The sequence below is a fragment of the Pseudoalteromonas sp. APC 3224 genome (assembly GCF_030407535.1).
GTDB lineage: Bacteria > Pseudomonadota > Gammaproteobacteria > Enterobacterales > Alteromonadaceae > Pseudoalteromonas.
The window spans coordinates 97,501-121,516 of record NZ_JASDDF010000005.1; the positions used below are offsets into that span (position 1 = coordinate 97,501).

General features: G+C 40.5%; 26 protein-coding genes. 14 read left to right on the forward strand and 12 right to left on the reverse strand.

Annotated features, from left to right (window positions below):
• Window positions 1-11: 11 nt before the first annotated feature.
• Genes QL989_RS03940 through QL989_RS03950 form a run of 3 tightly spaced genes read right to left on the reverse strand, consistent with a single transcriptional unit; the run spans window position 12 to window position 3,353 of the window.
• Window positions 12-1,361 carry a sigma 54-interacting transcriptional regulator gene (locus tag QL989_RS03940; RefSeq protein ID WP_010387661.1) on the reverse strand — a complete coding sequence of 450 codons (1,350 nt, stop codon included), beginning with the start codon at window positions 1,359-1,361 and terminating at the stop codon, window positions 12-14.
• A 2-nt stretch (window positions 1,362-1,363) separates the two neighbouring features.
• Window positions 1,364-1,897 carry a hypothetical protein gene (locus QL989_RS03945; RefSeq protein WP_290168416.1) on the reverse strand — a complete coding sequence of 178 codons (534 nt, stop codon included), beginning with the start codon at window positions 1,895-1,897 and terminating at the stop codon, window positions 1,364-1,366.
• Between the two features lies 1 nt (window position 1,898).
• The gene (locus QL989_RS03950) at window positions 1,899-3,353 is read right to left on the reverse strand and encodes a HAMP domain-containing sensor histidine kinase (RefSeq protein ID WP_290168418.1); all 1,455 of its coding nucleotides are present in this window, start codon (window positions 3,351-3,353) and stop codon (window positions 1,899-1,901) included.
• 304 nt (window positions 3,354-3,657) lie between these two features.
• Between QL989_RS03950 and QL989_RS03955 the strand changes: the two genes are divergently transcribed.
• The 5 genes from QL989_RS03955 (at window position 3,658) to QL989_RS03975 (ending at window position 6,660) form a co-directional block, all read left to right on the forward strand.
• A complete protein-coding gene (locus QL989_RS03955; protein WP_138609158.1) occupies window positions 3,658-3,891 on the forward strand; it encodes an EF-hand domain-containing protein in 234 nt (77 codons plus the stop codon).
• Between the two features lie 12 nt (window positions 3,892-3,903).
• Window positions 3,904-4,131: a hypothetical protein gene (locus QL989_RS03960; protein ID WP_076918368.1), complete on the forward strand. Its 228-nt coding sequence runs from the start codon at window positions 3,904-3,906 to the stop codon at window positions 4,129-4,131.
• Window positions 4,132-4,286: 155 nt separating this feature from the next.
• Entirely contained in the window at window positions 4,287-4,523 is a 237-nt protein-coding gene (locus QL989_RS03965) for an EF-hand domain-containing protein (protein WP_290168420.1), read from the forward strand.
• A gap of 8 nt (window positions 4,524-4,531) precedes the next feature.
• Window positions 4,532-4,768 (forward strand): EF-hand domain-containing protein, encoded by a 237-nt coding sequence (locus tag QL989_RS03970; RefSeq protein ID WP_138609162.1) that lies wholly within the window; start codon window positions 4,532-4,534, stop codon window positions 4,766-4,768.
• Between the two features lie 203 nt (window positions 4,769-4,971).
• A complete protein-coding gene (locus QL989_RS03975; protein WP_290168422.1) occupies window positions 4,972-6,660 on the forward strand; it encodes an amidohydrolase in 1,689 nt (562 codons plus the stop codon).
• A gap of 25 nt (window positions 6,661-6,685) precedes the next feature.
• Here the strand turns inward: QL989_RS03975 and QL989_RS03980 are convergent, their stop codons facing one another.
• The gene (locus tag QL989_RS03980; protein ID WP_138609166.1) at window positions 6,686-6,922 is read right to left on the reverse strand and encodes a YgjV family protein; all 237 of its coding nucleotides are present in this window, start codon (window positions 6,920-6,922) and stop codon (window positions 6,686-6,688) included.
• Between the two features lie 274 nt (window positions 6,923-7,196).
• Between QL989_RS03980 and QL989_RS03985 the strand changes: the two genes are divergently transcribed.
• Window positions 7,197-7,853: a cyclic nucleotide-binding domain-containing protein gene (locus QL989_RS03985; protein ID WP_076918373.1), complete on the forward strand. Its 657-nt coding sequence runs from the start codon at window positions 7,197-7,199 to the stop codon at window positions 7,851-7,853.
• Window positions 7,854-7,902: 49 nt separating this feature from the next.
• Here QL989_RS03985 and QL989_RS03990 read toward each other — a convergent pair whose 3' ends face one another.
• Both QL989_RS03990 and pepB read right to left on the reverse strand, forming a co-directional pair.
• Window positions 7,903-8,469 (reverse strand): phosphoribosyltransferase family protein, encoded by a 567-nt coding sequence (locus QL989_RS03990; protein ID WP_010387648.1) that lies wholly within the window; start codon window positions 8,467-8,469, stop codon window positions 7,903-7,905.
• A 175-nt stretch (window positions 8,470-8,644) separates the two neighbouring features.
• The gene (gene pepB, locus QL989_RS03995) at window positions 8,645-9,943 is read right to left on the reverse strand and encodes an aminopeptidase PepB (RefSeq protein WP_290168426.1); all 1,299 of its coding nucleotides are present in this window, start codon (window positions 9,941-9,943) and stop codon (window positions 8,645-8,647) included.
• Window positions 9,944-10,087: 144 nt separating this feature from the next.
• Between pepB and sfsA the strand changes: the two genes are divergently transcribed.
• From sfsA to QL989_RS04035, 8 genes are all read left to right on the forward strand, one after another.
• On the forward strand, window positions 10,088-10,807 hold the full coding sequence (gene sfsA, locus QL989_RS04000; protein ID WP_178956511.1) for a DNA/RNA nuclease SfsA: 720 nt from the start codon (window positions 10,088-10,090) through the stop codon (window positions 10,805-10,807).
• Window positions 10,808-11,087: 280 nt separating this feature from the next.
• Window positions 11,088-11,531, forward strand: a complete 444-nt coding sequence (gene dksA, locus QL989_RS04005; protein ID WP_008111170.1) for an RNA polymerase-binding protein DksA — start codon at window positions 11,088-11,090, stop codon at window positions 11,529-11,531.
• Window positions 11,532-11,543: 12 nt separating this feature from the next.
• A complete protein-coding gene (gluQRS, locus tag QL989_RS04010) occupies window positions 11,544-12,440 on the forward strand; it encodes a tRNA glutamyl-Q(34) synthetase GluQRS (RefSeq protein WP_290168431.1) in 897 nt (298 codons plus the stop codon).
• A gap of 305 nt (window positions 12,441-12,745) precedes the next feature.
• Complete coding sequence (gene pcnB, locus QL989_RS04015) at window positions 12,746-14,044, forward strand: polynucleotide adenylyltransferase PcnB (RefSeq protein WP_178956512.1); 1,299 nt, start codon at window positions 12,746-12,748, stop codon at window positions 14,042-14,044.
• A 3-nt stretch (window positions 14,045-14,047) separates the two neighbouring features.
• Window positions 14,048-14,533: a 2-amino-4-hydroxy-6-hydroxymethyldihydropteridine diphosphokinase gene (gene folK, locus QL989_RS04020; RefSeq protein ID WP_178956513.1), complete on the forward strand. Its 486-nt coding sequence runs from the start codon at window positions 14,048-14,050 to the stop codon at window positions 14,531-14,533.
• 30 nt (window positions 14,534-14,563) lie between these two features.
• Entirely contained in the window at window positions 14,564-15,358 is a 795-nt protein-coding gene (gene panB, locus QL989_RS04025; RefSeq protein WP_290168436.1) for a 3-methyl-2-oxobutanoate hydroxymethyltransferase, read from the forward strand.
• Window positions 15,358-16,206, forward strand: a complete 849-nt coding sequence (panC, locus tag QL989_RS04030) for a pantoate--beta-alanine ligase (RefSeq protein WP_138609176.1) — start codon at window positions 15,358-15,360, stop codon at window positions 16,204-16,206. The genes panB and panC overlap by 1 nt, the downstream gene beginning before the upstream one ends.
• 30 nt (window positions 16,207-16,236) lie before the next feature.
• On the forward strand, window positions 16,237-16,479 hold the full coding sequence (locus QL989_RS04035) for a hypothetical protein (RefSeq protein ID WP_138609178.1): 243 nt from the start codon (window positions 16,237-16,239) through the stop codon (window positions 16,477-16,479).
• A gap of 64 nt (window positions 16,480-16,543) precedes the next feature.
• Here QL989_RS04035 and QL989_RS04040 read toward each other — a convergent pair whose 3' ends face one another.
• The 6 genes from QL989_RS04040 to epd all read right to left on the reverse strand — a co-directional run bounded on the left by QL989_RS04040 (window position 16,544) and on the right by epd (window position 23,859).
• Complete coding sequence (locus QL989_RS04040) at window positions 16,544-17,512, reverse strand: phosphate ABC transporter substrate-binding protein PstS family protein (RefSeq protein WP_010387635.1); 969 nt, start codon at window positions 17,510-17,512, stop codon at window positions 16,544-16,546.
• 79 nt (window positions 17,513-17,591) lie between these two features.
• A complete protein-coding gene (gene phoR, locus QL989_RS04045) occupies window positions 17,592-18,938 on the reverse strand; it encodes a phosphate regulon sensor histidine kinase PhoR (protein WP_290168442.1) in 1,347 nt (448 codons plus the stop codon).
• A 77-nt stretch (window positions 18,939-19,015) separates the two neighbouring features.
• Window positions 19,016-19,705 (reverse strand): phosphate regulon transcriptional regulator PhoB, encoded by a 690-nt coding sequence (gene phoB, locus QL989_RS04050; RefSeq protein ID WP_008111196.1) that lies wholly within the window; start codon window positions 19,703-19,705, stop codon window positions 19,016-19,018.
• Window positions 19,706-20,345: 640 nt separating this feature from the next.
• A complete protein-coding gene (gene fba / locus QL989_RS04055; RefSeq protein ID WP_008111197.1) occupies window positions 20,346-21,410 on the reverse strand; it encodes a class II fructose-bisphosphate aldolase in 1,065 nt (354 codons plus the stop codon).
• A gap of 210 nt (window positions 21,411-21,620) precedes the next feature.
• Window positions 21,621-22,796 (reverse strand): phosphoglycerate kinase, encoded by a 1,176-nt coding sequence (locus QL989_RS04060; protein WP_290168445.1) that lies wholly within the window; start codon window positions 22,794-22,796, stop codon window positions 21,621-21,623.
• 49 nt (window positions 22,797-22,845) lie between these two features.
• Window positions 22,846-23,859 (reverse strand): erythrose-4-phosphate dehydrogenase, encoded by a 1,014-nt coding sequence (gene epd / locus QL989_RS04065; protein ID WP_290168447.1) that lies wholly within the window; start codon window positions 23,857-23,859, stop codon window positions 22,846-22,848.
• Window positions 23,860-24,016: the final 157 nt, after the last annotated feature.

Sequence of the window (24,016 nt, forward strand, 5' to 3'; positions counted from 1 at the left end):
TTTTTTAAAAATTACATTAAGCTATCTACGTCAATTTCATGCTTTTTAATCAGCTTATAAAAATCAGAACGATTACGCTTGGCAAGCTTGGCACCTTCGGCCACATTACCCCCTGCCATTTTCAGCGTATTGATAACGTAATCTCGCTCAAACTCTTTTTTAGCGTCGTTAAGCGAAAGTGGCTCAACGTTATTTTCATTGCTATTTAACGCACTAAGCACTAAATGTTCAGATATAACGTCACTTGGTGTTAAGGCAACCACCTGCTCCACTACATTTTGTAATTGACGAATATTACCTGGCCAATCATACCTTACCAATGCATGCATGGCATCGTTTGCAAAACGTTTTTCTTTTTGCTCCATACGTTTTGCAATATTAGCGCTAAAAAAGTTAGCTAATAAGCTAATATCTTCACGGCGCTCTCGCAGCGGAGGAAGTTTGAGGTTTACTACGTTTAAACGATAATATAAATCTTCTCTAAACTCTTGATTGTTAATAGCTTCAGGCAAGTTTTTATGGGTCGCTGAAACAATTCGCACATTAATGGGGATTTCTTCTTGAAAACCGACTGGGCGAATGGTTTTTTCTTGCAGCACGCGTAATAACTTAACTTGTAAATTTAGCGGCATATCACCAATTTCATCTAGAAATAAGGTCCCCCCTTGCGCTTGCTGAAACAGGCCTTGGTGATCTTTTACCGCCCCTGTAAATGCGCCTTTTTTGTGACCAAATAACTCCGATTCTAATAACTCACCAGGGACTGCACCACAGTTAATAGCCACAAATGGGCCATCACTAACATGGCTGTGCTGATGAATTGCCTGTGCAAGCAGCTCCTTGCCCGTACCACTAGCACCAGAAATAAGTACATTTACCTGAGTAGGACCTAGTAATTTAACTTGCTCTAGCAAATGCAGCATAGCGCCACTGCGAGTAACAATATTGCTTTGCGGAGTAATATCATCATTATTCACCCCATGTATTTCTATGGCTTTAGCTAAGCTATCGAATAGCTCATCTTTATCAACTGGCTTAGTAATAAAGGCAAAAATACCTTGCTTAGTCGCCTCTACCGCATCAGGAATTGAACCATGAGCCGTCATCATAATTACAGGTAGTGCTGGGTAGCGGCTTTGCAATTGTCGGTGCAGTGCCATTCCATCCATTTCATCCATTCTTAAATCGGTGATCACCGCATCAAATACTTGGCTTTTAAGTATTTGTAATGCATTCATGCCACTATCACAGGTTGTTACTTCATAACCTTTTGATTGAATTCGAATTGCCAGTAACTGCAGTAAGCTGGCATCGTCATCAACGAGTAACACTTTAGCGCTTGATGGAAGTGTGACTGACATAGTTACTGCTCCTTGGTTTCTTCACGTAATAAAAGTTGCTGTTCAATTGCAGCTAATGACGATAAGGTTTTTTGCATTTCAGCGTTTAATGCTTGCTGTTGTTTTTTTGCATTTATTTGCATTAATACCTGCTGCTTTTGCAGCCATAAATAGTGTTTTATATCGTCTGGCCAATAGTAAGCTTGATCTAGCTTAAGCAATTGACTCATAACAGTATCAGGGTCGCGACTAAGGTTGACGCATGCGGTATTAAAAAATGCCTTAAGTGCTTGCTCCCCTAAGTAAGTTTTATTGTCAGGCGTTAATTTAAAGCCACCACACTGATGGGCATGCCATGCAATAACTTGCGCTGCGGGCGGATACATAAGATCTAGTTTTGGCCGCGGCTTTGGATTGGGCTGGTTGCTTTTATTATCAGGCTGAGTTTGAGCTATTTGCTCAGGTTTAGCTGGTGTTTGAGTGTTGGTTAATTCACACCCAGATAAAAAAACGAGACTGCTGGTTAGCCATAAAATAGCCATTAAACGCGCAGACATATTATTTAACTCCTTTATTTTTATAGGGGATGACAATGTTAAATCGACAGCCTTGCGGCTCATTATGCTCAATAGTTAACTTACCCTGTAACTGTTCAACCGACTCTTTTACTATGGTAAGGCCTAAACCACTGCCTTGAAGACTAATCTCTTTACTGTGTTTACCTTGATAAAAAGCGCCAAAAACATGTTCTTTTTCATGCTCTTTAATACCACAGCCCTCATCAGCAACCTGTATAATTAAGTTATTACTTTCTAAACTTAAACTAATCGACACAGCTTGGTTTGGCTTTGAAAACTTTAAACCATTAGAGATTAACTGAATTAAAATCATTTCAATTAATTCTCTCGGTAAATTAAGTGCAACTGTCGGTAAGCTATTGTGCCAAATAAGCGACTGCTCTCGTGCGTTTAACCTATGTTCAAAATGATTACTTACCTTTTTAATGAGCTGGTTAAATTCCACTTCACTCACATTATCTTTACTGGTTCGAATCGCGTTATAGCTTAACAAACTGTCTATCATAGTGCGTAATCGCACCATAGATTGACTGATTAACCCAAGCACTGCTTTTTGCTCATTATTAATCGGCCCAACAATTTCATCGGCTAATAATTCAGTGCCCTCCACCATAGAGGCCAAAGGCGTTTTTAGCTCGTGAGTAACATGGCGTAAAAACGTATCTTTTTGCTGCTCTAGCATATGCAATTGCGCTTGCACCCACTGCAATTTGTTACCTAGTTCAATAAGTTCAGCAGATCCCTGCACCGATATTTTTTGCTGCCAATCTCCTTGGCCTAATTTATCAATAACGGAGGTTAAACCTTTTAAACGGCCACTTATCCGCCATAAAAACCCACCCCCAACAAGTAAGGTTAAAGGCGTAAGTGCCACTAACCAGTTTATAAAGGAGGCTTGTAAATTTGTCAGTTTAATTTGGTTTTGAGTGATTTTGGCTTCATTGGTTTCGCGCAACCACATTGTTAGATCTGCCAGTATTTCACTAATTGGCACAAACAACTCTGCTTGCTCACGAGCTTCAACCACCAATTTGGTATGCGCTATTTTTAGCGTATCTGTTAACTGCTGCCATTGCTGATTGTCTATTGGGCTGCTAGAAAGCCGCTTAAGCTGATTAATATTGTCCAGCGATGACTGCCATTTATCCACGATAAGTTTATCGAGCGAATCGCTTTTTAAAACCCAATTTTGCCTTGTTGCCCTTTCTAAACTGTTGAGCTCTTGTTTAAGTGCATTAAACGACTTGGTTACTTGGTAGTTATTACTGACAATTTGTTGCGTGACCGCTAATTGTTTATTTAATACATTTAAAAATACAATAACCACAATAGACAAAGGCAAGAGTGACAACAGCATGCTCATTACAAACTGGCCAATCAAATTAGGACGCCAATTCACCAATGCTTTATATTTTTCAGCCATGATTACAGGCATACACTAATCCTTCACTACTTTTAAGCGCTCTATTATTAAGCGCTCAACTTATACACTCGCTGAACCAAATACATTTTTGAGAGTAAAACCGTTGCAATGTCGCACAATTGCGACAAGTTAAGCACTTGATTTAAAAATAGTAAAAAACCCTAACTGAGAAAATGTTGCATAAAACACACAAGCGTCGGTAAATATTACCTATTAAAAACACGCTAGAAAGTTAAACCTATGATTTTTAATAAAAATAAAAACTGGCACCATAATTGTATTACGCTTATAAATATTAATTTTTAAAGGCCAAGGAATGACTAAAGGTTATTTAAAATCGACTGTATTAATAGCGTTATGTTTCACAAGTATCCATTCATTTGCTCTTGATGTGAACACAGCATTTTACAGCCTAGATAAGGACAGCAACGGCACATTAAGTGAAGCGGAAGCTGGTGAAGATGCATTACTGCATGAGAATTTTGCACAAATAGATAAAAATGAAGACGGACAATTATCGTTCGATGAATTTAAACAGTTTGTAAAATAAAGGAGTATATTTATGAAACAATTAATTGGTGCTTTTTCACTACTATTTTTGGCTATTAGCGCGACGGCATTGGCATCGTCGTTAAATGTACGTTTTATGCATTTAGATAAGAATATGGATGGCCAAATATCGCTTACAGAGGCTAAACAAGATAAACAGCTACTCAAGCAATTTACTGATTTAGACAAAGACAATAACGAGATGATTTCTAAAAAAGAGTTCGATAACTTTAAACTTTAAGCTTAGATTCAAGTTTCGTTTTGTAATATAGAATTAAAAGCATTTGCCATAATCCCTGAGGGAGTGTGTAAACGGATTTAATGTTGGGAGTTAAATTATGGCAAGTGCTTTCTTTCAATACTGCAGCAATTTAAATACACCTTGGAACGCCAACTATGAGAATACTGCTTCCCTTTATTGGTGCTTTACTTTTTATCAGCCAAAGTGCATTGGCACTTGATGTAAAGCAACGCTTTGACCATTTGGACAAAAATAATGATGGATATTTAACCCACAGCGAGCTTGCTGCTCAGCCTCAGCTATTAAACTCATTTTCAAATTGGGATGAAAATCAAGACAACAGAATTTCTTTAGCTGAGTTTAAAAACTACTTAACCACTAACCTGCTCTGAGCATTTATATGAAGCATTTTCAAAATATTATTTTACTAACACTGACTGTTTTTAGCTGTATGAGTTTTGCAACAAGCAGTTATATTGCTGAAAAATTTGAAAAACTTGACCGCAATCAGGATGGCTTTTTGACTCGCTCTGAAGCCGCCAGTGATCCTGCTTTATGGTCACGCTTTGGCAGTTATGACCGTGACAAAGACACACAATTATCATTAAGCGAATACAGTTTGTACGCCAGTAAATAAATTGCCTCCTCAAACAAAGCTTGGTTAACAATATCAAGCTTGAGAAGGTTTAACTCCCATTGTTAACACATCCTATTTCCCCCTTAACTTGTTGCTTGCTTTAGCTAAAAGCTGACTTATACGACGCTTAATAAATTATGCTATTGGTATTCTAAATTTGAGTTTGCTACTGTGATAGTTCAAATAATAACAATGTGCGTCTTATGCAACTGATAAAAATAATAAAACCGATATTACTAGCAAGCCTTTGTGCCGTCACTAGCGTGGCAATAGCACAAACTCAAGTCATTTATAATGCTAATGGCTACTCACCTTTGTATAAAGGAAAAATGCGCCATGGCGAAGTAAACACATTTACAACCTTAGTTATAAAAGATGGCAAAGTAGTTAAAACAGGTCCAGACAGCTTAAAAAATAGCTTTCCTGGTGCAACCCTAATTGACGCGAAAGGAAAAACTCTACTCCCAGGGCTCATTGATGCGCATGGACATGTCATCGGGCTAGGTAATAATTTGTCGCAACTTGATGTGCGCGGTGCAAAGTCGGTAGATGAAGTAACCGCTAAACTCAAGGAATTTTCCAAAGATAAAGAAGGTTGGATCATTGGTCGAGGCTGGAATCAAGAACTATGGTCAAATACTCGCTTTCCTTCGGCCGCTGACTTAGACAAAGCAGTTAACGATCGCCCTGTTATTTTATCGCGAGTAGATGGTCATGCCATTTGGGTTAACTCAAAAGCATTAGAACTTGCCAATATTAACGCTGACACATCAGCCCCAGCTGGCGGAGAAATTATAAAAGATGAGTTTGATAAGCCCACCGGCATTTTTATCGATAAAGCAGAAACCTTGGTTACTCAACATATGCCTGCAACGTCTGCACAATCGGTCAGTAATGCATTAGATGCCGCAGGTAAACACTTACTGAGCCTAGGCATTACCTCAACTCATGATGCAGGTATTGATAAAACCACATGGCAAGTTTACAAACAACGCGCCGAGTTAGGCACATTACCGCTTAGAATTGTAGCGATGTTAAGTGCAGCAAGCCCCGACTTAAGCGCTATGCTTAAAGCGGGTCGTTATCAAGATGCACAGGACTTTTTATCTATCCGCAGTGTAAAAATTTATGCTGATGGCGCATTAGGGTCACGTGGTGCTGCGCTTATTGAAGAGTACGCTGATAGAGCCAACCATTTTGGCCTTATGCTTGAAACCCAACAAAAGCTAGAGGAACTATTTACCCTGACCTTTAAAAATGGTTTTAGCGCTAACACGCATGCAATTGGCGATAGAGCAAATAAAATTGTGCTAGATGCTTATCAAAATGTATTTAAACAAACCGGTGGCATACTACTGCGCAATCGTATGGAGCATGCACAAATAGTCTCGCCAGAGGATATCCCGCGCTTTAAAACCCTGAAAATAATTCCATCTATGCAACCTGTGCATGCCACATCAGACATGCATATGGCTGAGCAGCGTTTAACCGACAAGCAACTACAAGGCGCTTATGCTTGGCAAACATTTTTAGACCAAGGTTCAACGATTGCGGCGGGATCTGATTACCCTGTCGAACTGGCGAACCCGTTTGATGGTTTATATTCTGCGATAACGCGCATGGATCATAATCAACTGCCTGAAAACGGTTGGCGCGCCAGTGAAGTTTTGAGCAGGGAAGATGCATTGCGTGCCTTTACCCTTGGCGGCGCGTATGCAGCGCATCAAGAATTTAAAGTAGGTAGTTTGGAGCAAGGTAAATGGGCTGATTTTATACTGATTGATCAAGACTACTTTAAAGTGCCTATTGAGCAGCTTTACAAAACTCAGGTGCTGCAAACGTGGATTGCCGGTAAATTACGCTACCAAAAAGATTCAGCAAAGTCTGAGTAAAAACAAAAAAGGGTTAACTTAAAAGTTAACCCTTTTTTGTATCAGCCTTAGACTGACGATATAACTTAATAATGTGATAAATATTGACTAGAGCTAACAAGCCGTTAGCAAATGCCACCGGCACAGAACCGATTGCTGCACCGTAAAAAGTAAACGCAATACAGCCAAGTAAATTAAACCAACGTAGTTTGGTCACATCGGTCATGGTCAAGGATATAACTAATAATGCAGATGCTAAATAACCTAAATATTCCCAACTCAATTGTTCTCTCCTAGGCTTTAGGTTAATATTACCAGCTAAATTTTAGTACATTATTAAAAACTGCTACGTAGCAGTTTAAATAAAAAAGCTAACTTACCAATAAAACCTTAAAATATGCTGGTTTTACCCACAATTTTTTAATCATTACACGGTAGAATGAAGGCCATTTAACGCCATTAAATAACGGCGTGGGTAAGTTAGCGTAAATTCTTAATCTTAATGCTATCGTCATTAAGGTGTAATAAATAGGACAATTGTCCGAAGAGCATGATTGATGTTTCAATACCATTTTTCCAGTTACCTTGTTGAACAGCTGCTGACATTTGCCGGCAGTAGTTATCAGCAATCAAAAAAAGAAATATTAATACAGCAAGACCAACCACTCACTAAGTTGGTATTGGTGCGAAGTGGTACTGTATCGTTTAGTTACGATGTGGGGAATGGTCGACGCCTGCTGCTTGGTCAACTCGACTGCAACAACACTTTAATTGGTGAAATTGAAGCACTGAATAATAACCCGTGTATTTATACGGTAACCTGCTTCAGTGATGTTACGTACAATCTTATTGAGCTAAAGCATTGGCGTTCATTATTGCTCGATAAACCAGAATTGAGCCTATACACGGCGCAAACAATTGCTGCTAAGTTCCAAGAAAATCAAAAGATTAACTTAGATAAACTGTTGCTTCCCTTAAGCTACAACATTGCTAAAGACTGCTTATTACGTGCAGAAAATAACAACCCTACTTTATTGCGCGCCTATCCTACGGTAAATGCAGAAGCTGAGCGCTTTGCAACCACTGAACGTGCATACCGACGGGTAGTGAGTGAGTTGGTAGAGAAAAATCTAGTGCAACGAAGCACCCAAGGGCTGCAAGCTGTCGATATTCCTAAACTCAGTGAATATGTAGATAGCTTTGCACAACTTTAAAGACAATAAAAAAGGCCATTAAGGCCTTTTTTATTGAGCAAAGTCACGTTTATTTTTCAAGTAAAATATCGTGGATTTTAGCTAAATCAGATTTACCTTCAATAATTTCATCCGGCGTTAACCCTGATAATTCATGCGGGAATACTAACCATTCTTCAGATTCATGAATGTAGTAATCTGGCACTGTATCTACTTTTGAGTTTTTTGGCTTGTAGTATGGACAAGCAATACGAATATCACTCGGTAAGTTTAAACGCATTAGCTCAGAGAGCTTCTCTTTTAGCGCCACGATGCTTCGACCTGAGTCAAATACATCATCCACAATCAGTAATGAATCACCCGCATTCGCGTTTTCAACTATGTAGTGTAAACCATGTACTTTTATTTCTTTTGATTGCTTACCAATACCGTAATAAGACGACGTACGCACCGCAATATGATCGGTTTCTATGCCTTTGTAGTCATAATATTCTTGAACTGCAATCCCGATTGGAGCACCACCGCGCCATATACCAATAATAAAATCTGGACGAAAGCCATCTTTATACACTTGTGCCGCTACGCGGAATGAATCTTCAAGTAATTGTTGAGCCGTGATATAGCACTTTTCTGACATAGTAAGGATCCCAGTGGTATGTATAATATTTGAGCGAGGTTTAAATGAAATAGATGCCCAAACACGTATTGGCGAAGGATTTTACCGTAAATAAAACAAAATTGCTTGTATGGCGGATAAAAAAATAGGCACCCTTAGGCACCTATTTTTTAACTAATTGCTTAGTCTGAGTTGATTATGCTTTTTCAAGCAAGGTGCGCGCTACTGTACGCATACCTTGTGTAGTTGCACCTGAAGCCCACTGGCTAGTACCACCACCCATATTAAATGCTGCCGCTAAATCAATATGTACCCAACCTTTACCATCGTTTGGCACAAAGCGAGATAAGAAACCTGCTGCATTTGAAGCACCACCATAGCCACCGCCTTTTTGTGCACGGCTGTTTGCTGTATCGGCATACGGTGATGGGCAGTTTTGTTGATGCCACTTTTCAAGCGGTAATGGCCATGCGGCTTCCATTTCTTGTGATGCAAAGCCTTCTACTTCACGTACTAGCTCTTTATCAAGGGCAAATAACGCGTTGTATTCTTGACCAACGGCAACAAGGGCTGCGCCCGTTAATGTTGCTGCGTCAATAATAAGTGGTGCACCCGTCTCACCTGCCGCCATTAGGCCATCAGCTAATACTAAACGGCCTTCAGCATCTGTGTTTACAATTTCAACGCTTGTGCCATTTTTGTAGGTAAGAATGTCACCTAGTTTGTATGCATGACCGGAAATTAAGTTCTCTGCACAACATAAAAACAGCTTAATGCGCTTTTCTACACCACGATTAATGGCCAGCGCTAAACCTGCAGTTACCGTTGCAGCTCCGCCCATGTCGCACTTCATGCCTAACATGCCTTCGCTAGATTTAATTGAGTAACCGCCTGAGTCAAATGTAATACCTTTACCTACAAGTGCTGCGCTTACTGGTGCGTTATCATCGCCAGTTGGGTTGTAATCAAGCTCAAGTAATACAGGTGGGCGTTCACTACCACGACCTACAGCATGAATACCAATCCATTGCTGCTCTAATAGCGCATCGCCTTTTATTATTTGGTAGCTAACATGTTCTGGTGCCAGTGATTGAATAAATTCAGCCGCTTTTTCTGCTAGGCTCTCTGGGTAAATGTCATCGGCGGTGCCGTTAACCATTTCACGTGCCCACGTTGCTGAAGCTTTTAAATCAGCAAGTTCTTTTAAATCAGATTGTGCATTATCAACAAACTCAACACCGTGCAGTACTTTTGGTGATACAAAGCCTTGGTAAAATGCCCACTGGCTCTCTGTACACCAAACATCGCCTTCAAGCACAACACTTTTAATGCCTTGGCTTGCAATAGTACGACCCGCTTTTTGCACGTTTTTTAATGTTTCTTGCTCAGATAAATGAACCGTTGCGCCGTGTTCGTTAAAAGATAGTGACGCACTTTCGCCCCAGTGTCCTGGTGCCGATTGCTCGCTTAATTGAACAACAAATTTTTCACTCATGTTAGAATATCCTTGCACTTAAATGTATGGTTGAGTTTACTATAGCGCGCCTAAGTTCCCAACAGCTTGCGGTAAATAACCTCAAATAGACCGCAAAGTCTTATTTTACTTAACCTGAACTCTGGTTATATAAGGAAGTCATTAATGAAATACACCCCGCCATTACAATCTGCTACGTTATTAAAACGTTACAAACGCTTTTTAGCTGATTTAGAGCTCAGTGATGGCAGCACTTTTACCGCTCACTGTGCTAATACGGGGAAAATGACGGGCTGTGCAGACTCTGGTTTTAATGCCTTTTATTCCACCAGCAGTAACACCAAACGAAAGTACCCACAGTCATTAGAGCTGACGCAAAATAACTTATCACAGCTTATTTGTGTAAATACAGCCGTTGCTAATAAAGTAGTAGAAGAAGCGATTAACGCTGAAGTGATTAAAGAGCTGACAGGCTATCAACAAGTCCAAAGTGAAGTGAAGTATGGCAGTGAAAACAGCCGCATCGACTTTTTACTTACCCACAGCAGTAAAGCCAATTGCTATGTTGAAGTTAAATCAGTCACGCTGCTGAGTGAAGAGCATCCACAAAGCGGCCAAGGTTACTTCCCAGATGCGCAAACAGTTCGTGGGCAAAAGCATATTCGTGAATTAATCGAAATGGTAAAACAAGGGCATCGTGCGGTATTACTATTTTCGGTGCTACATCAAGGGATCACACAAGTGAGTGCGGCGGCACATATAGATTCAACCTATGCACAATTACTAAGCGAAGCGATTGAGCAAGGCGTAGAAATATTAGCTTATAAAGCCCATATTTCTGCTAGTGAAGTAACTTTGGTTGAGAAAGTAGCATTTGTTGAGTGAAAAGCGCGCATTTAAGCGTTGGTATTTCGCCACGCCCAAAAAATACTTAACCAAAAAGTAAAAATAAGTTGTTTTTATTGTTATTGCCCATATAACTACGCCAGTTTATAAACCAATACTGTGATAAAAAGTATATACAATACTTTTACTACTTTTATATCACCAAACAGGGTTAAGCTAATTCGATTATTTAAAAATAAATTTGCCTAGGGTATGAGTTTCTGTTATTTATACCGCCGGCTAATGCTGAGGCATTAAATTAAGGATTTAGGAGAGAGTTATGCCAGACCAAAAAAGACATGGTTTATTGGCTCAAGCCGGTTTAGAACCATACCAAGAAAAACCGGGTGAAGAGTACATGAATGATGCACAACGTGCTCATTTTAAAACAATTTTAGAAACTTGGCGTAATGATTTACGTAACGAAGTTGATCGTACCAAATCACACATGCAAGATGAAGCAGCTAACTTTCCTGATCCCGTTGACCGCGCAGCACAAGAAGAAGAGTTCTCATTAGAGCTTCGAACGCGTGACCGCGAGCGCAAATTAATTAAAAAAATTGAAAAAACAATTATATTAATTAAAGAAGACGAATTTGGCTTTTGTGAATCTTGTGGTATTGAAATTGGCATTCGCCGCTTAGAAGCGCGCCCTACTGCTGATTTATGTGTAGATTGTAAAACACTTGCTGAAATTAAAGAAAAGCAATCTGGACGCGGCTAATTAATTATAGCCATGTCTTCTACAGCCGTTACTGCGCAAGTATCTAACTATCGCGGCCGATTTGCACCGTCCCCTTCCGGACCGTTACATTTTGGCTCACTTGTGGCGGCTGTAGGTAGCTACCTAGATGCAAAAGCGAACCAAGGAAAGTGGTTAGTTCGCATTGAAGATATAGACACCACTCGCGTTGTAAAAGGCGCCGCCACCGATATCCTAAATACCTTAGACGCCTATAACCTCAATTGGGATGAAAACGTTGTGTACCAAACACAGCGTCTTACTATTTATCAAGATGCCGTTCACGCTCTGTCACAACAACAGCTTGTTTATGCCTGCCAGTGCTCTCGTAAGCAAATAAAAGCCCTCGGCGGCATTTATCAAGGGCAATGTAAACACAGCCAACTAAGTGAACAAGGTCATGCCCTACGTTTAACTCAATGCTATGCAACCATTGATTATAAAGACCTTATTCAAGGGCATATTGACGTGGACCCAGCTCTCGCTCATGAAGATTACATAATCAAACGCAGCGATGGTTTATTTGCCTATCAACTGGTGGTGGTTATTGATGACATTGAGCAGGGGATTAATCGTATTGTGCGAGGCGCTGATTTAATTGAACCGACTGCGCGTCAAATTAGCTTATTTAAACAGCTAAATTGCCCTATTCCAGAGTTTGCTCATTTGCCTTTGGCTGTAGCAAAACCAGGGTTTAAACTGTCTAAGCAAAATTACGCCCCTGCAATTTGCAAACAAAATCCAAAGCCCACTTTAATAGCTGTATTCGAATTTTTAGGCTTGCCAATACATGCGCAACTAATGGATTTAAACACAGAACAATTACTCGCTTGGGGCGTGGCGCATTTTAACTTAAGCCTTGTTCCTGCTAAGCGCGAAATACAGATTTAACCTCCCATTACGTATTACGTGTGATTAATTCAAATAAAATCGTTAAAAATGGCTTAATTTCAGTGCTGCAACTTAATTTTTTTACCTTGCTGGTATATGATAGCCGCCTAAATATATGCTAATTACATTAAACGGTAAGAATCACGCTTTAAGCGAATACTTGCTGTGATTTTGATTGCAATGGCGAGCAAATCAACCGCTTCTCTAGGAGACAGACTATTATTTCCAAGCTTTTTCAATTTTGTCGACAAATTATCGGCCCAAGTGCCAATAACGAAAATGTCGCAATCAGCAGTGAGCCGTTAGTGATCCCTAGAGGTGAGCATGGTATTTCTCGCAAACAATTTAGCCCAAATGCAATCAAAGTACTCTACCGCCTAAAAGATGGTGGCTATGATGCTTACTTAGTTGGTGGTTGCATTCGCGATGTATTGTTAGGCCAACAACCTAAAGATTTTGATGTTGTAACCAATGCTACCCCTGAGCAAGTAAAAAAACTGTTTCGTAACTGTCGCTTAATTGGTCGCCGCTTTCGTTTGGCGCACATTGTTTTTGGCCGTGAGATTATTGAAGTGGCCACAATGCGCGGCCATCACGAAGCACAAGAAGATAAAAATCAAATTAGCCAGTCAAGTGAACATGGGCAACTTCTTCGCGATAACGTATTTGGTAGCATTGAAGAAGATGCAGAACGCCGTGATTTTTCAATCAACGCTTTATACTACTCGATTAATGATTTTTGTGTTTACGATTACGCAAATGGCTTAGCCGCTATCAAAGCAAAACAAATAGAATTAATTGGCGATCCTGAAACACGCTACCGTGAAGATCCGGTACGTATGCTTCGCGCAGTGCGCTTTGCCACCAAGTTAGATATGCAAATAGCGCCAGCAAGCGAAAAGCCGATTACCGAATTAGCGAGCTTGCTTGATAATATTCCGCCAGCGCGTTTATTTGAAGAAATACTCAAGCTATTTTTAAACGGCAAAGCACAGCAAAACTTTATAATGCTGCGTCAGTACGGTTTATTTAAGTCGTTATTTCCTGAGCTAGACCGTATTTTAAATAAAAACCCTGGCGGACTTGAAGAAACCTTCATAAAGCAAATGTTTGCCAACACTGATATCCGTATTAATGCAGATAAAAAAGTCACTCCTGCATTCGTATTTGCAGCATTACTGTGGTTCCCGCTGATTGAGCGTACTGAAAAAATTAGACGCCAAGAGCAACTATCAGAATACGATGCATTTGCTCAAGCAATTAATAAAGTACTTAGTGAGAATGCCCAACATATTGCCGTACCAAAACGCTTTACGTTAGGTGCTCGTGATATTTGGCATATTCAACAACGCTTAGATAAACGTGCTGGCCAGCGTGCCTATCGTTTAACACAGCAGCCGCGTTTTAAAGCCGCTTATGATTTTTTACTATTGCGTGTTGATGCTGGTGAAACTGAGCATACAGAGCTGGCACAGTGGTGGACACAGTACTTAGGTCAAGATATTAATGGCCAAAAAGAAATGGTACGAGAGCTTGGTCATCAAGGTGGCCCAAAGCCACGCAAGCGACCTCGTCGTCGTACTACTAAAAAGCCAGCTGAGTAAATAATGTTACGTGTCTATTTGGGGTTAGGTGCAAACCTTAACAGCCCTAAAAAACAACTTGATAACGCTGTTATTGCACTTAAAAGCTTGCCAAACAGCGAACTTATAGCCTGCTCGCATTATTATGCGAGCAAGCCTATGGGACCACAAGATCAACCTGATTATGTGAATGCAGTCGCCTGTATCAACACTTCACTTGAGCCAGAGCAACTACTCGATTTAACCCAAGCCATAGAACTGGAACATGGGCGAGTCAGAAAGGCTGAGCGCTGGGGCGCACGCACATTGGATATTGATATTTTATTATTTGGTGAACACATTTTAAATACCGATCGTTTAACCGTGCCTCATTACGGATTAACTGAGCGAGAATTTGTTGTTTACCCACTGCAAGAAATTGCACCGGAACTGATTTTACCTAGCGGCGCATCTATCAAACAGATAGCAAATACCCTACCGCTTAACGACTTACAACAATTACCACGGTAATTAATTAAGGCCATTGTCTGCGAGAATATTATGTCTAAAATAACCGTTTCAACTTTGAATAAAATGAAGGCTGAAAGTAATAAAATCACTGCGTTAACAGCTTACGATGCTAGTTTTGCTAAGTTATTTCATGATAACGGCGTTGATGTTGTTTTAGTTGGTGATTCTTTGGGTATGGTATTACAAGGTGGCGATGATACCTTAGCGGTTACAAACCAAGAAATTGCCTACCATACTCGCTGTGTGCGCGCAGGAAGCCGTGATTTATTTGTTATTGCTGATTTACCGTTTATGACCTACGCAAGCCCAAATGATGCGTGTAAAAATGCTGCAGAACTGATGCGCGCGGGTGCCAATATGGTCAAACTTGAAGGCGGTGAATGGCTACATGACAGCATTAAATCACTAACCCAACAAGGTATTCCAGTGTGTGGCCATTTGGGTCTTACACCGCAATCTGTGCATGTATTCGGTGGTTTTAAAATCCAGGGCCGTGAAGAAGCGCAAGCGCAAAAAATTATTGCCGATGCAAAAGCATTAGAAGCCGCAGGTGCTCAACTACTGGTGCTTGAATGTATTCCAAGTGCCTTAGCAAAACGCGTTACAGAGTCATTGAGCATCCCTACAATCGGGATTGGTGCGGGTAATGTAACCGATGGTCAAATTTTGGTTATGCACGACTTGGTGGGCATTTCTGCAGGTTATATTCCTAAATTTTCAAAAAACTTTTTACTCGAAACAGGCAATATGCCTGCTGCAGTTAAAAAGTATTGTAACGATGTCAAAAGCGGCGTATTCCCAAGCGCTGAACACGAGTTTAAATAATGCAGTCAATCACTGAAATAAAATCATTACGCAGTCAAATTAGAACCTGGCGCCAAGCCGGTTTAAGCGTGGCATTTGTTCCTACTATGGGCAACTTACACCGTGGTCATTTTTCACTGGTAGAAAAAGCTAAAACACTGGCCGATAAAGTGGTCGTGAGCATTTTTGTTAACCCAATGCAATTTGGTGCTAACGAAGATTTAGACAGTTATCCGCGTACTCTAGATGCTGATAAGCAAGGGTTAGCTGATCTTGAAACAGACATTTTGTTTATCCCCAGTGTTGAGACTATTTACCCTAATGGTTTAGGCGCGCAAAGCTTTGTTGATGTGCCTGGTATTTCAATGGGATATTGTGGTGGTTCACGCCCAGGCCACTTTAAAGGCGTAGCGACTGTTGTTACTAAGCTATTTAATTTAGTACAGCCTGATTATGCTTGTTTTGGTGAAAAAGACTTTCAGCAGCTACAAGTTGTTAAAACCATGGCTACTGACTTATCAATACCAGTAGAAATTATTGGTGTACCTACCATGCGTGAAGTTAGCGGCCTTGCCATGAGCTCGCGTAATGGGTACTTATCAAGTGATGAAAAACAAACCGCTCCTGCTTTATTTAATACCTTAAAGCATTGTGCGCAGCAAATAAAAAGCGGTAATAAAGACTTTGCTACATTGGAAAGTGAAGCAAAGAACGCATTAGAAAACGCAGGCCTAAAACCAGATTATTTTTCGATAGCTCAACGAGATACATTAAAAGCTGCTACACTCGAAGATACACGATTTGTAATTTTAGCTGCCGCCTTTTTAGGTAGTGTTAGATTAATCGACAATATTCAGGTTGAAGTTTAATACTGGTGTGGCCTCATTTTAAGGATAAGCATGAAAACTTTTTTTAAAACTAGCCTCGTGGCTTTTTCGTTTGCAGTTATTGCTGGCTGCCAGAGCCAGCCGGGTAATCCAGCACTTAATCAGTGTGCTCAACAAAGTTATCAATGTGAAACCAGCTGCGAACAGCAAACAACCACCGATAGTCTTAAATCGCAGGTTTGTTCATCAAAATGTATTGAGGCTTACAATCAATGCAAAGTACAAGCTGAAAACTTAGGTAAAGCAACAAACTAAATAATCTTAAGTAAAACAAAAAAAACCGCTCAATGAGCGGTTTTTTATTATTTGCTTTGGCTGCTTATTTCAAGCCTAACTTTTTAAGCTCTAGTTCAACTAACTTTGCAGAAAGTGGTACATAGCCATCTTTTTCTACAATTTTTTGACCGTCTTGAGAAAGTACCATCTTTAAGAACTCAGCTTCAACTGGCCCAAGTGGCTTATTTGGGTGTTTATTTACATAAACATATAAAAAACGTGATAGTGGGTATTTACCTTGTGCTACGTTTTCAAGCGTGGCATCAACAAAGTTAGTGCCTTTTTTAGATAACGGAACAGTACGCACACCCGATGTTTTATAACCAATGCCAGAGTAACCAATCGCATTTAATGACGCTGAAATTGACTGTACAACAGAAGCCGAACCCGGTTGCTCGTTCACGTTATTACGGAAATCACCTTTACATAGCGCTTTCTTTTTAAAGTAACCATAAGTACCTGATACTGAGTTACGTCCGTATAATTGCACGTCTTTTGCAGCCCAATCACCTTCTAGACCAACATCACTCCAGCGATTTACTTGCTCTGATGCACCACATTTACGAGTTGATGAGAAAATAGCATCGATTTGGTCAATGCGTAGTCCTTCGATTGGGTTATCTTTGTGTACAAATACTGCCAACGCATCAATTGCTACTCGCACTTGTGTTGGTTTGTAGCCATGACGCTTTTCAAATGCTTCAATCTCTTTTGACTTCATTGCACGGCTCATTGGACCTAAGTTAGCCGTACCTTCAGTTAGTGCTGGTGGCGCAGTAGACGAACCTGCCGCTTGAATTTGAATATTTACATTTGGGTAAATACGCTTATATTCTTCAGCCCAAAAGGTCATCATGTTGGCTAATGTGTCAGACCCTACTGATGAAAAGTTACCTGATACACCGCTAATTTTTTGATACTCAGGAATACCGTCTTCTAATGCAACCGCTTGTGCAGATACAAATGTTGTAACAGCCACACCCATTGCGGCAACTAAGTTTTTAAATTTCATTTTGGGGTTCTCCAATTTGTTCGTCCCATTTTCTAACTGCGGTTCACTCTAAAGTGAGTACATGACAATGGTGTGACTCTTAAATGACACTTTTATGACTACCTATATTGCTTGCTACTAATGGCGAAATAACGATAAGTCTATCGCTTGAAAACGCGAAAGAAAAACAAGAACCTTTACCCAGGTCGCTGTGAATTTTTAATTGACTACCATGGCGAGTAAGCACATGCTTGGTAATAGCTAAGCCTAAGCCTGAGCCACCTGTGGTGCGGCTTCTGGCTTTATCTACTCGATAAAAACGCTCAGTTAACCGGTTAATATGCTCAGGTGCAATACCATCACCATTATCGGTCACACTAAAACATGCTTGTTCATTGTTGCGCTGCCAAAGTACCTCAATTTTACCGCCTGGTTTAGTATAATGAATGGCATTAAATACTAAATTTGAAAAGGCACTTCTAAGTTCATCCTCAGCACCGGTAATATCAAGCGATGCATCAATCTTAAAAATAAGTTGATGGCCTTTGTCTTGATTGATAGATTGCGCTTCTGTTTCAATTAAGTTTAATAATCGTGGCACATTCACCGCTTTGTCATTACTGTGTTGCTTTCCCCCTTCGATGCGCGATAACGACAACAGCTGATTCACCAAGCTATCCATACGCTTACATTGCTCTAGCATAGTAGTTTGTGCTTTATTCCACATTGCAGGCGGGGGAAGTGAATCACTATCGAGCATTTCAAGGTAGCCGGTAACAACAGTTAAAGGGGTTCTGAGCTCATGAGAGACGTTTGCTACAAAGTCTTTACGCATCTGCTCAAGTTGCTTTAAGCGAGTAACATCGCGTACCACTACCAACAACTGTGTATTGGCATAGGGCATAACCCTAAATTCAAGAACTTGCTCAACACTGTGGCCACTTTCAAGCTCCAGAGCATCGCTAAACTCTTTACGACGCATATATTTAGCAAATTTAGGATCGCGAATTAAGTTATCTAAACGCTGACCATGATCAACCGGCCACTGTAACCCTAACACTTTGAGTGCAAGTTGATTACACCACACAATTGATAAATCGTTTTGTAGCACAACAACGGCATCGGGTACGGCCTCAGCGCCGTCACGAAAACGCCGTATTAGCTCTGCCAGCTCATTACGTTTTTTACGATTGCGGTGTTGCAGCTGGTAAATACCTTCAAATACTTGCTCCCACGACCCTTCCCCTTCAGGCGGGTTAAAACTGCGTTGATCATGCAGCCAGTCACTTAAGCGATAAAGCTGATGGTAATGCCACATAAGTAGCGAAAAAGCGCCCAAAAACAACATCAAAAATGGGGCACCAATGAGCACCCCAATTAAAAGCAAAGGTATAAAATAGACAAACAGCCGTTTAGTTAACGCCTGCTTGTTAATAACTCGATACATACACGCTCTTTACCTTATAAACGCTAGCAGATGATTTGACTGTGCTAGGTTAATAGATTCTGACTTACGAAGTAAACTTATAATTTACTCGAAAAGCGATAACCAGCACCGCGAACTGTTTGTACTAAGCGGTCATGCCCAAGCGTAGCAATTGCCTTACGCAGGCGACGGATATGAACATCTACAGTTCTATCTTCAACATAAACGTTAGTACCCCATACATGATCAAGTAATTGCTCTCGGCTATATACACGCTCAGGGTGGGTCATAAAAAAGTGTAACAGTCTAAATTCCGTTGGCCCCATATCTAGCTCACTGCCACCTGAGGTCACACGATGCGAAATAGGATCTAAACGTAAGCCATGTACTTCAATCGCCTCTTCAAGTGAGGTAGGAGCAACACGACGAATAACCGCTTTAATACGCGCCATTAACTCTTTAGGTGAGAACGGTTTTGTAACGTAATCATCAGCACCGACTTCTAAACCGCGTATTTTATCTTCTTCTTCGCCGCGGGCTGTCAGCATAATAATAGGAATTTGGCGTGTGTGTTCATTTTGTTTGAATTTTTTAGCGATTTGAATTCCACTACCGCCAGGTAGCATCCAATCGAGTAACACCATATCTGGATAAGGTTCAACCATTGCAGATATTGCAGAATCATAATCTTCTGCCTCAATGGCTTGAAACCCATTTTGTTCTAAAACAAAAACCAACATTTCCCTGATAGGTGCTTCGTCATCAACGACTAATACTTTACGTGACATTCCAATTTATCTCTTAGGCTATTGAGTAGGTTTCATTATTATGACTAAGTATGACATTTTTATTAAAGTGTAACGTGGAAATCAAAATGAGCGTAAAAAAAAACACAAAATAGTGACAAAAAATTAAATATGTCATCTTTGTATCATCATAAGCTGTAAATCAAAAAGCGGTTTGAGGTGTTAATAGCTTAATAATTGCGCGTAGTTTTTATATTATTTATGAGATCATCAAATTACTAAGCGACGAGTTTTAACAACTATATTTTTAGTCTGATCATAAAAGCTGACTGCGCCACGACACTATTTAGATCAGCTTTATTAAGATCTTAAATATCAGGATCAGAGTTTTATCAAGCCGATCCCTTTGCGGATCACTATTTTACCCACTACTAAAGCTAAACCAATGATTTTTTGTATAATTTTCATTCTACCATTGCGCTTTACGATGCCTAAATGACTAAAACATGCCCATTTTAGCGCTTTAGTTAGTAAAGTAATGATCCCAGACATGACAAGTTAGTAATCGAGTGATCCCAAATTAATAACTAGGTAAAATACTGATCCCCCACAGATCAAAAAAGCCAGTGCATAGGCAACTGGCTTTTATAATGAGCGCGAGAGTATCGCTATTATTGGCTCATTATTTTATTTTTGGGTTTAGCTCACCGCTTAAGTATTTAAGGTGCATTTCATCTAGCGAAATTGGCTTAATTTTACTTGCTTGACCCGCAGTACCAAACGCTTCGTAACGAGCGATACAAATATCAGTCATTGCTTGGGTTGCAGCAGCTAAAAACTTACGTGGGTCGAAGTTAGACGGGTTCATCGCTAAATGACGACGAATCGCACCGGTAGACGCTAAACGTAAGTCAGTATCAATGTTTACCTTACGCACACCGTATTTAATACCTTCAACAATTTGCTCTACTGGCACGCCGTAAGTTTCTGGGATTTCACCACCGTATTGATTGATCACTTCTAACCACTCTTGTGGAACAGAAGACGAACCATGCATTACTAAGTGGGTATTTGGTATACGCGCGTGGATTTCTTTAATACGATCAATTGCTAAAATGTCATCGGTTGGTGGACGAGTAAATTTGTAAGCACCGTGTGATGTACCACAGGCAATAGCCAGCGCATCAACATGGGTTTTATTTACAAAGTCTGCCGCTTCTTCTGGATTTGTTAGCATTTGCTCAGTGGTAAGTTTACCCTCAGCGCCAACACCATCTTCTTCACCCGCTTCACCAGTTTCAAGTGAACCTAATACACCTAGCTCACCCTCTACAGATACGCCACACGCATGCGCCATTTCAACTGTTTTACGTGTTACATCAACGTTGTAATCGTAGCTTGAAGGTGTTTTACCATCGCTCATTAATGAGCCATCCATCATTACTGATGAAAAACCTAGCTGAATTGAACGCTGACATACACCCGGTGATGTACCATGATCCTGATGCATAACCACAGGAATATGTGGCCATTCTTCCACTGCCGCTAAAATCATATGACGAATAAAAGGTGCACCGGCATACGCACGTGCGCCCGCAGAACCTTGCACAATAACAGGGCTGTTTGTTTTATCAGCCGCTTCCATAATTGCACGCATTTGCTCTTGGTTATTTACATTAAACGCGGGTACACCGTAACCATGCTCTGCGGCATGATCAAGAAGTTGTCGCATACTGATTAAAGCCATTGGGTATTCTCCAATTTATCGGTAGTTATTTTACCACCTAGTTTGAACGGATTTGTTAGTTTGGCGCAATCACTGCGCCATGAATTAAAAGGCAAATGGCCTAAAATTCATATTATTAACGACTAAATAAAAGTGAGAGGTATTTACTCGTTAATTGTAGCAGATGTGGAATTAGCACATCTGCTTTACGGCTAGCTAATACCCTAGGTATTATTTAGCGCGTGATTCTAGCATTGCAACTGCAGGTAGTTTTTTGCCTTCTAAAAACTCTAAGAACGCACCACCACCTGTAGAGATATACGATACTTTATCACTAATGCCATACTTATCAATTGCCGCTAGGGTGTCACCACCACCAGCAATAGAAAATGCGTTTGAATCCGCAATCGCTTTTGCAATAGCACGTGTGCCATTACCAAATTGATCAAACTCAAACACACCCACAGGGCCATTCCATACAACAGTGCCTGCATTAGCAATAATTTTTGCAAGTTGATTTGCGGTATCAGGACCAATATCAAAAATCATATCGTCGCTGGTGACTTCACTTACATCTTTAAGTGTTGCTACAGCTGACTCTGAAAACTCATTACCCACAACAACATCTGTCGGTACCGGTATTTCGCCATCGTTGGCTTTCGCTGCAGCGCATAAACGATTTGCTTCATCCATTAAATCAGCCTCATAAAGTGACTTACCTACAGGATGGCCAGCAGCTGCAATAAAGGTATTGGCAATACCGCCACCGGTAACAAGCTGATCAACAATTTTAGATAACGAATCAAGTACCGTTAACTTAGTGGATACTTTAGAGCCACCCACAATCGCCACTAACGGACGGGCTGGGTTATCAAGTGCTTTACCTAATGCGTCTAGTTCAGCCGATAATAATGGACCAGCACACGCTACATCAGCAAACAGACCCACACCATGGGTTGAAGCTTGTGCGCGATGTGCAGTACCAAAGGCATCCATTACATAAACATCACATAATGCAGCTAGTTGCTTTGATAGGGCTTCGTCGTCTTTTTTCTCGCCTTTGTTAAAACGTACGTTTTCAAAAACAACCACTTCGCTATCTGCAACATCAACGCCGTTTAAGTAATCTTTTTCTAGGCGAACAGTTTGCTCAAGTGCATCATTTAAGTAATCAACAACGGGTGCTAATGAAAATTCGTCTTCGTATTGCCCTTCCGTAGGACGGCCTAGGTGTGACATAACCATCACTTTTGCACCTTTTTCTAGCGCAAGTTTGATAGTAGGTAGTGCAGCACGAATACGTGCGTCTGACGTCACTTTACCTGCTTTAACGGGTACATTTAAATCTTCACGAATTAATACACGCTTGCCGTTTAAATCTAAATCTGCCATTTTTATGACCGACATGAACATCTCCTTAGTTAACGATACTAAACCAATAAATACGTTTTAAATATTACTTAAATGCCATCATAGCACGAGCGGTATCAAGCATGCGATTCGCAAACCCCCACTCATTATCACACCAAACTAGTAATTTTATCAGCCGTTTATGACTAACACGTGTCTGTGTGCCATCAATAATACAAGAATGGGGATCGTGGTTAAAATCAACCGATACCAGCGGCTCTTCGGTGTAACTTAAAATACCCTCAAGCCTATCTTTAGCTTGTGCTTTAAGCGCACTATTAACCGCACTTAAATCTACATCGGTATTTACCGTGACACTTAAATCCATGGCGGTCACATTAATAGTCGGTACACGAACGGCAATAGCCTCAAAGCGGCCTTTAAATTTAGGTAAAATACGGTCGATACCACGGGCTAATTTTGTGTCTACCGGAATAATAGATTGGCTGGCGGCACGAGTTCGGCGTAAATCATGGTGATACGCATCAATCACTTGCTGATCGTTCATTGACGCATGAATAGTTGTAATAGCGCCAGACTCAATACCAAAGGCATCATCAAGTACTTTAATAACAGGAACAACGCAGTTGGTGGTACACGAACCATTAGAGACAATAGTATGCTCGTTTTTCAGCTCATCGTCGTTTATGCCATACACAATGGTGGCATCTACATCATTATCAGCAGGATGGGAAAACAACACTTTTTTAGCACCTGCGGCAATATGTGACTGTGCATGCTCACGTGAGTGGTACACGCCAGTACATTCAAGTACCACGTCAACATCTAGCGTTTGCCACGGTAATTCAACTGGATTTTCTTCACAAAATAATGCAATGGTGTCATCAGCAACGCTGATAGTGTCTTCACCTAGTTTAACTGGAAAAGTGAAACGACCATGAGAGGTGTCGTATTTTAATAAATGGGCAATAGCTTCAGGGTCGGCTAGTTCGTTAATTGCAACAATTTTGATCTCGTCGATTAAGCCTGATTCGTATAGTGCACGGACAATATTTCGACCAATACGACCAAAACCATTAATTGCAAGTTTGATTGCCATGAAATATAAAATCCACTCTAGTTACGTACAGAGAAAGGCAGCGTCGCCTTTTAGATGGCGGTATTGTAATCGACCTTGCCTGTGATTATAAGAGCCAAGCATTAGAAACTTTAAATTAACGCCATAATCAACACGCAATGCGCTTTTACTTTTAGCT

What these genes read in the sequence shown, in the direction of transcription:
- QL989_RS03940 (WP_010387661.1), bottom strand. Translation starts at nt 1,361, where the DNA reads ATGTCAGTCACACTTCCATCAAGCGCTAAAGTGTTACTCGTTGATGAC.
- QL989_RS03945 (WP_290168416.1), bottom strand. Translation starts at nt 1,897, where the DNA reads ATGTCTGCGCGTTTAATGGCTATTTTATGGCTAACCAGCAGTCTCGTT.
- QL989_RS03950 (WP_290168418.1), bottom strand. Translation starts at nt 3,353, where the DNA reads ATGCCTGTAATCATGGCTGAAAAATATAAAGCATTGGTGAATTGGCGT.
- QL989_RS03955 (WP_138609158.1), top strand. Translation starts at nt 3,658, where the DNA reads ATGACTAAAGGTTATTTAAAATCGACTGTATTAATAGCGTTATGTTTC.
- QL989_RS03960 (WP_076918368.1), top strand. Translation starts at nt 3,904, where the DNA reads ATGAAACAATTAATTGGTGCTTTTTCACTACTATTTTTGGCTATTAGC.
- QL989_RS03965 (WP_290168420.1), top strand. Translation starts at nt 4,287, where the DNA reads ATGAGAATACTGCTTCCCTTTATTGGTGCTTTACTTTTTATCAGCCAA.
- QL989_RS03970 (WP_138609162.1), top strand. Translation starts at nt 4,532, where the DNA reads ATGAAGCATTTTCAAAATATTATTTTACTAACACTGACTGTTTTTAGC.
- QL989_RS03975 (WP_290168422.1), top strand. Translation starts at nt 4,972, where the DNA reads ATGCAACTGATAAAAATAATAAAACCGATATTACTAGCAAGCCTTTGT.
- QL989_RS03985 (WP_076918373.1), top strand. Translation starts at nt 7,197, where the DNA reads ATGTTTCAATACCATTTTTCCAGTTACCTTGTTGAACAGCTGCTGACA.
- QL989_RS03990 (WP_010387648.1), bottom strand. Translation starts at nt 8,469, where the DNA reads ATGTCAGAAAAGTGCTATATCACGGCTCAACAATTACTTGAAGATTCA.
- pepB (WP_290168426.1), bottom strand. Translation starts at nt 9,943, where the DNA reads ATGAGTGAAAAATTTGTTGTTCAATTAAGCGAGCAATCGGCACCAGGA.
- sfsA (WP_178956511.1), top strand. Translation starts at nt 10,088, where the DNA reads ATGAAATACACCCCGCCATTACAATCTGCTACGTTATTAAAACGTTAC.
- dksA (WP_008111170.1), top strand. Translation starts at nt 11,088, where the DNA reads ATGCCAGACCAAAAAAGACATGGTTTATTGGCTCAAGCCGGTTTAGAA.
- gluQRS (WP_290168431.1), top strand. Translation starts at nt 11,544, where the DNA reads ATGTCTTCTACAGCCGTTACTGCGCAAGTATCTAACTATCGCGGCCGA.
- folK (WP_178956513.1), top strand. Translation starts at nt 14,048, where the DNA reads ATGTTACGTGTCTATTTGGGGTTAGGTGCAAACCTTAACAGCCCTAAA.
- panB (WP_290168436.1), top strand. Translation starts at nt 14,564, where the DNA reads ATGTCTAAAATAACCGTTTCAACTTTGAATAAAATGAAGGCTGAAAGT.
- panC (WP_138609176.1), top strand. Translation starts at nt 15,358, where the DNA reads ATGCAGTCAATCACTGAAATAAAATCATTACGCAGTCAAATTAGAACC.
- QL989_RS04035 (WP_138609178.1), top strand. Translation starts at nt 16,237, where the DNA reads ATGAAAACTTTTTTTAAAACTAGCCTCGTGGCTTTTTCGTTTGCAGTT.
- QL989_RS04040 (WP_010387635.1), bottom strand. Translation starts at nt 17,512, where the DNA reads ATGAAATTTAAAAACTTAGTTGCCGCAATGGGTGTGGCTGTTACAACA.
- phoR (WP_290168442.1), bottom strand. Translation starts at nt 18,938, where the DNA reads ATGTATCGAGTTATTAACAAGCAGGCGTTAACTAAACGGCTGTTTGTC.
- phoB (WP_008111196.1), bottom strand. Translation starts at nt 19,705, where the DNA reads ATGTCACGTAAAGTATTAGTCGTTGATGACGAAGCACCTATCAGGGAA.
- fba (WP_008111197.1), bottom strand. Translation starts at nt 21,410, where the DNA reads ATGGCTTTAATCAGTATGCGACAACTTCTTGATCATGCCGCAGAGCAT.
- QL989_RS04060 (WP_290168445.1), bottom strand. Translation starts at nt 22,796, where the DNA reads ATGTCGGTCATAAAAATGGCAGATTTAGATTTAAACGGCAAGCGTGTA.
- epd (WP_290168447.1), bottom strand. Translation starts at nt 23,859, where the DNA reads ATGGCAATCAAACTTGCAATTAATGGTTTTGGTCGTATTGGTCGAAAT.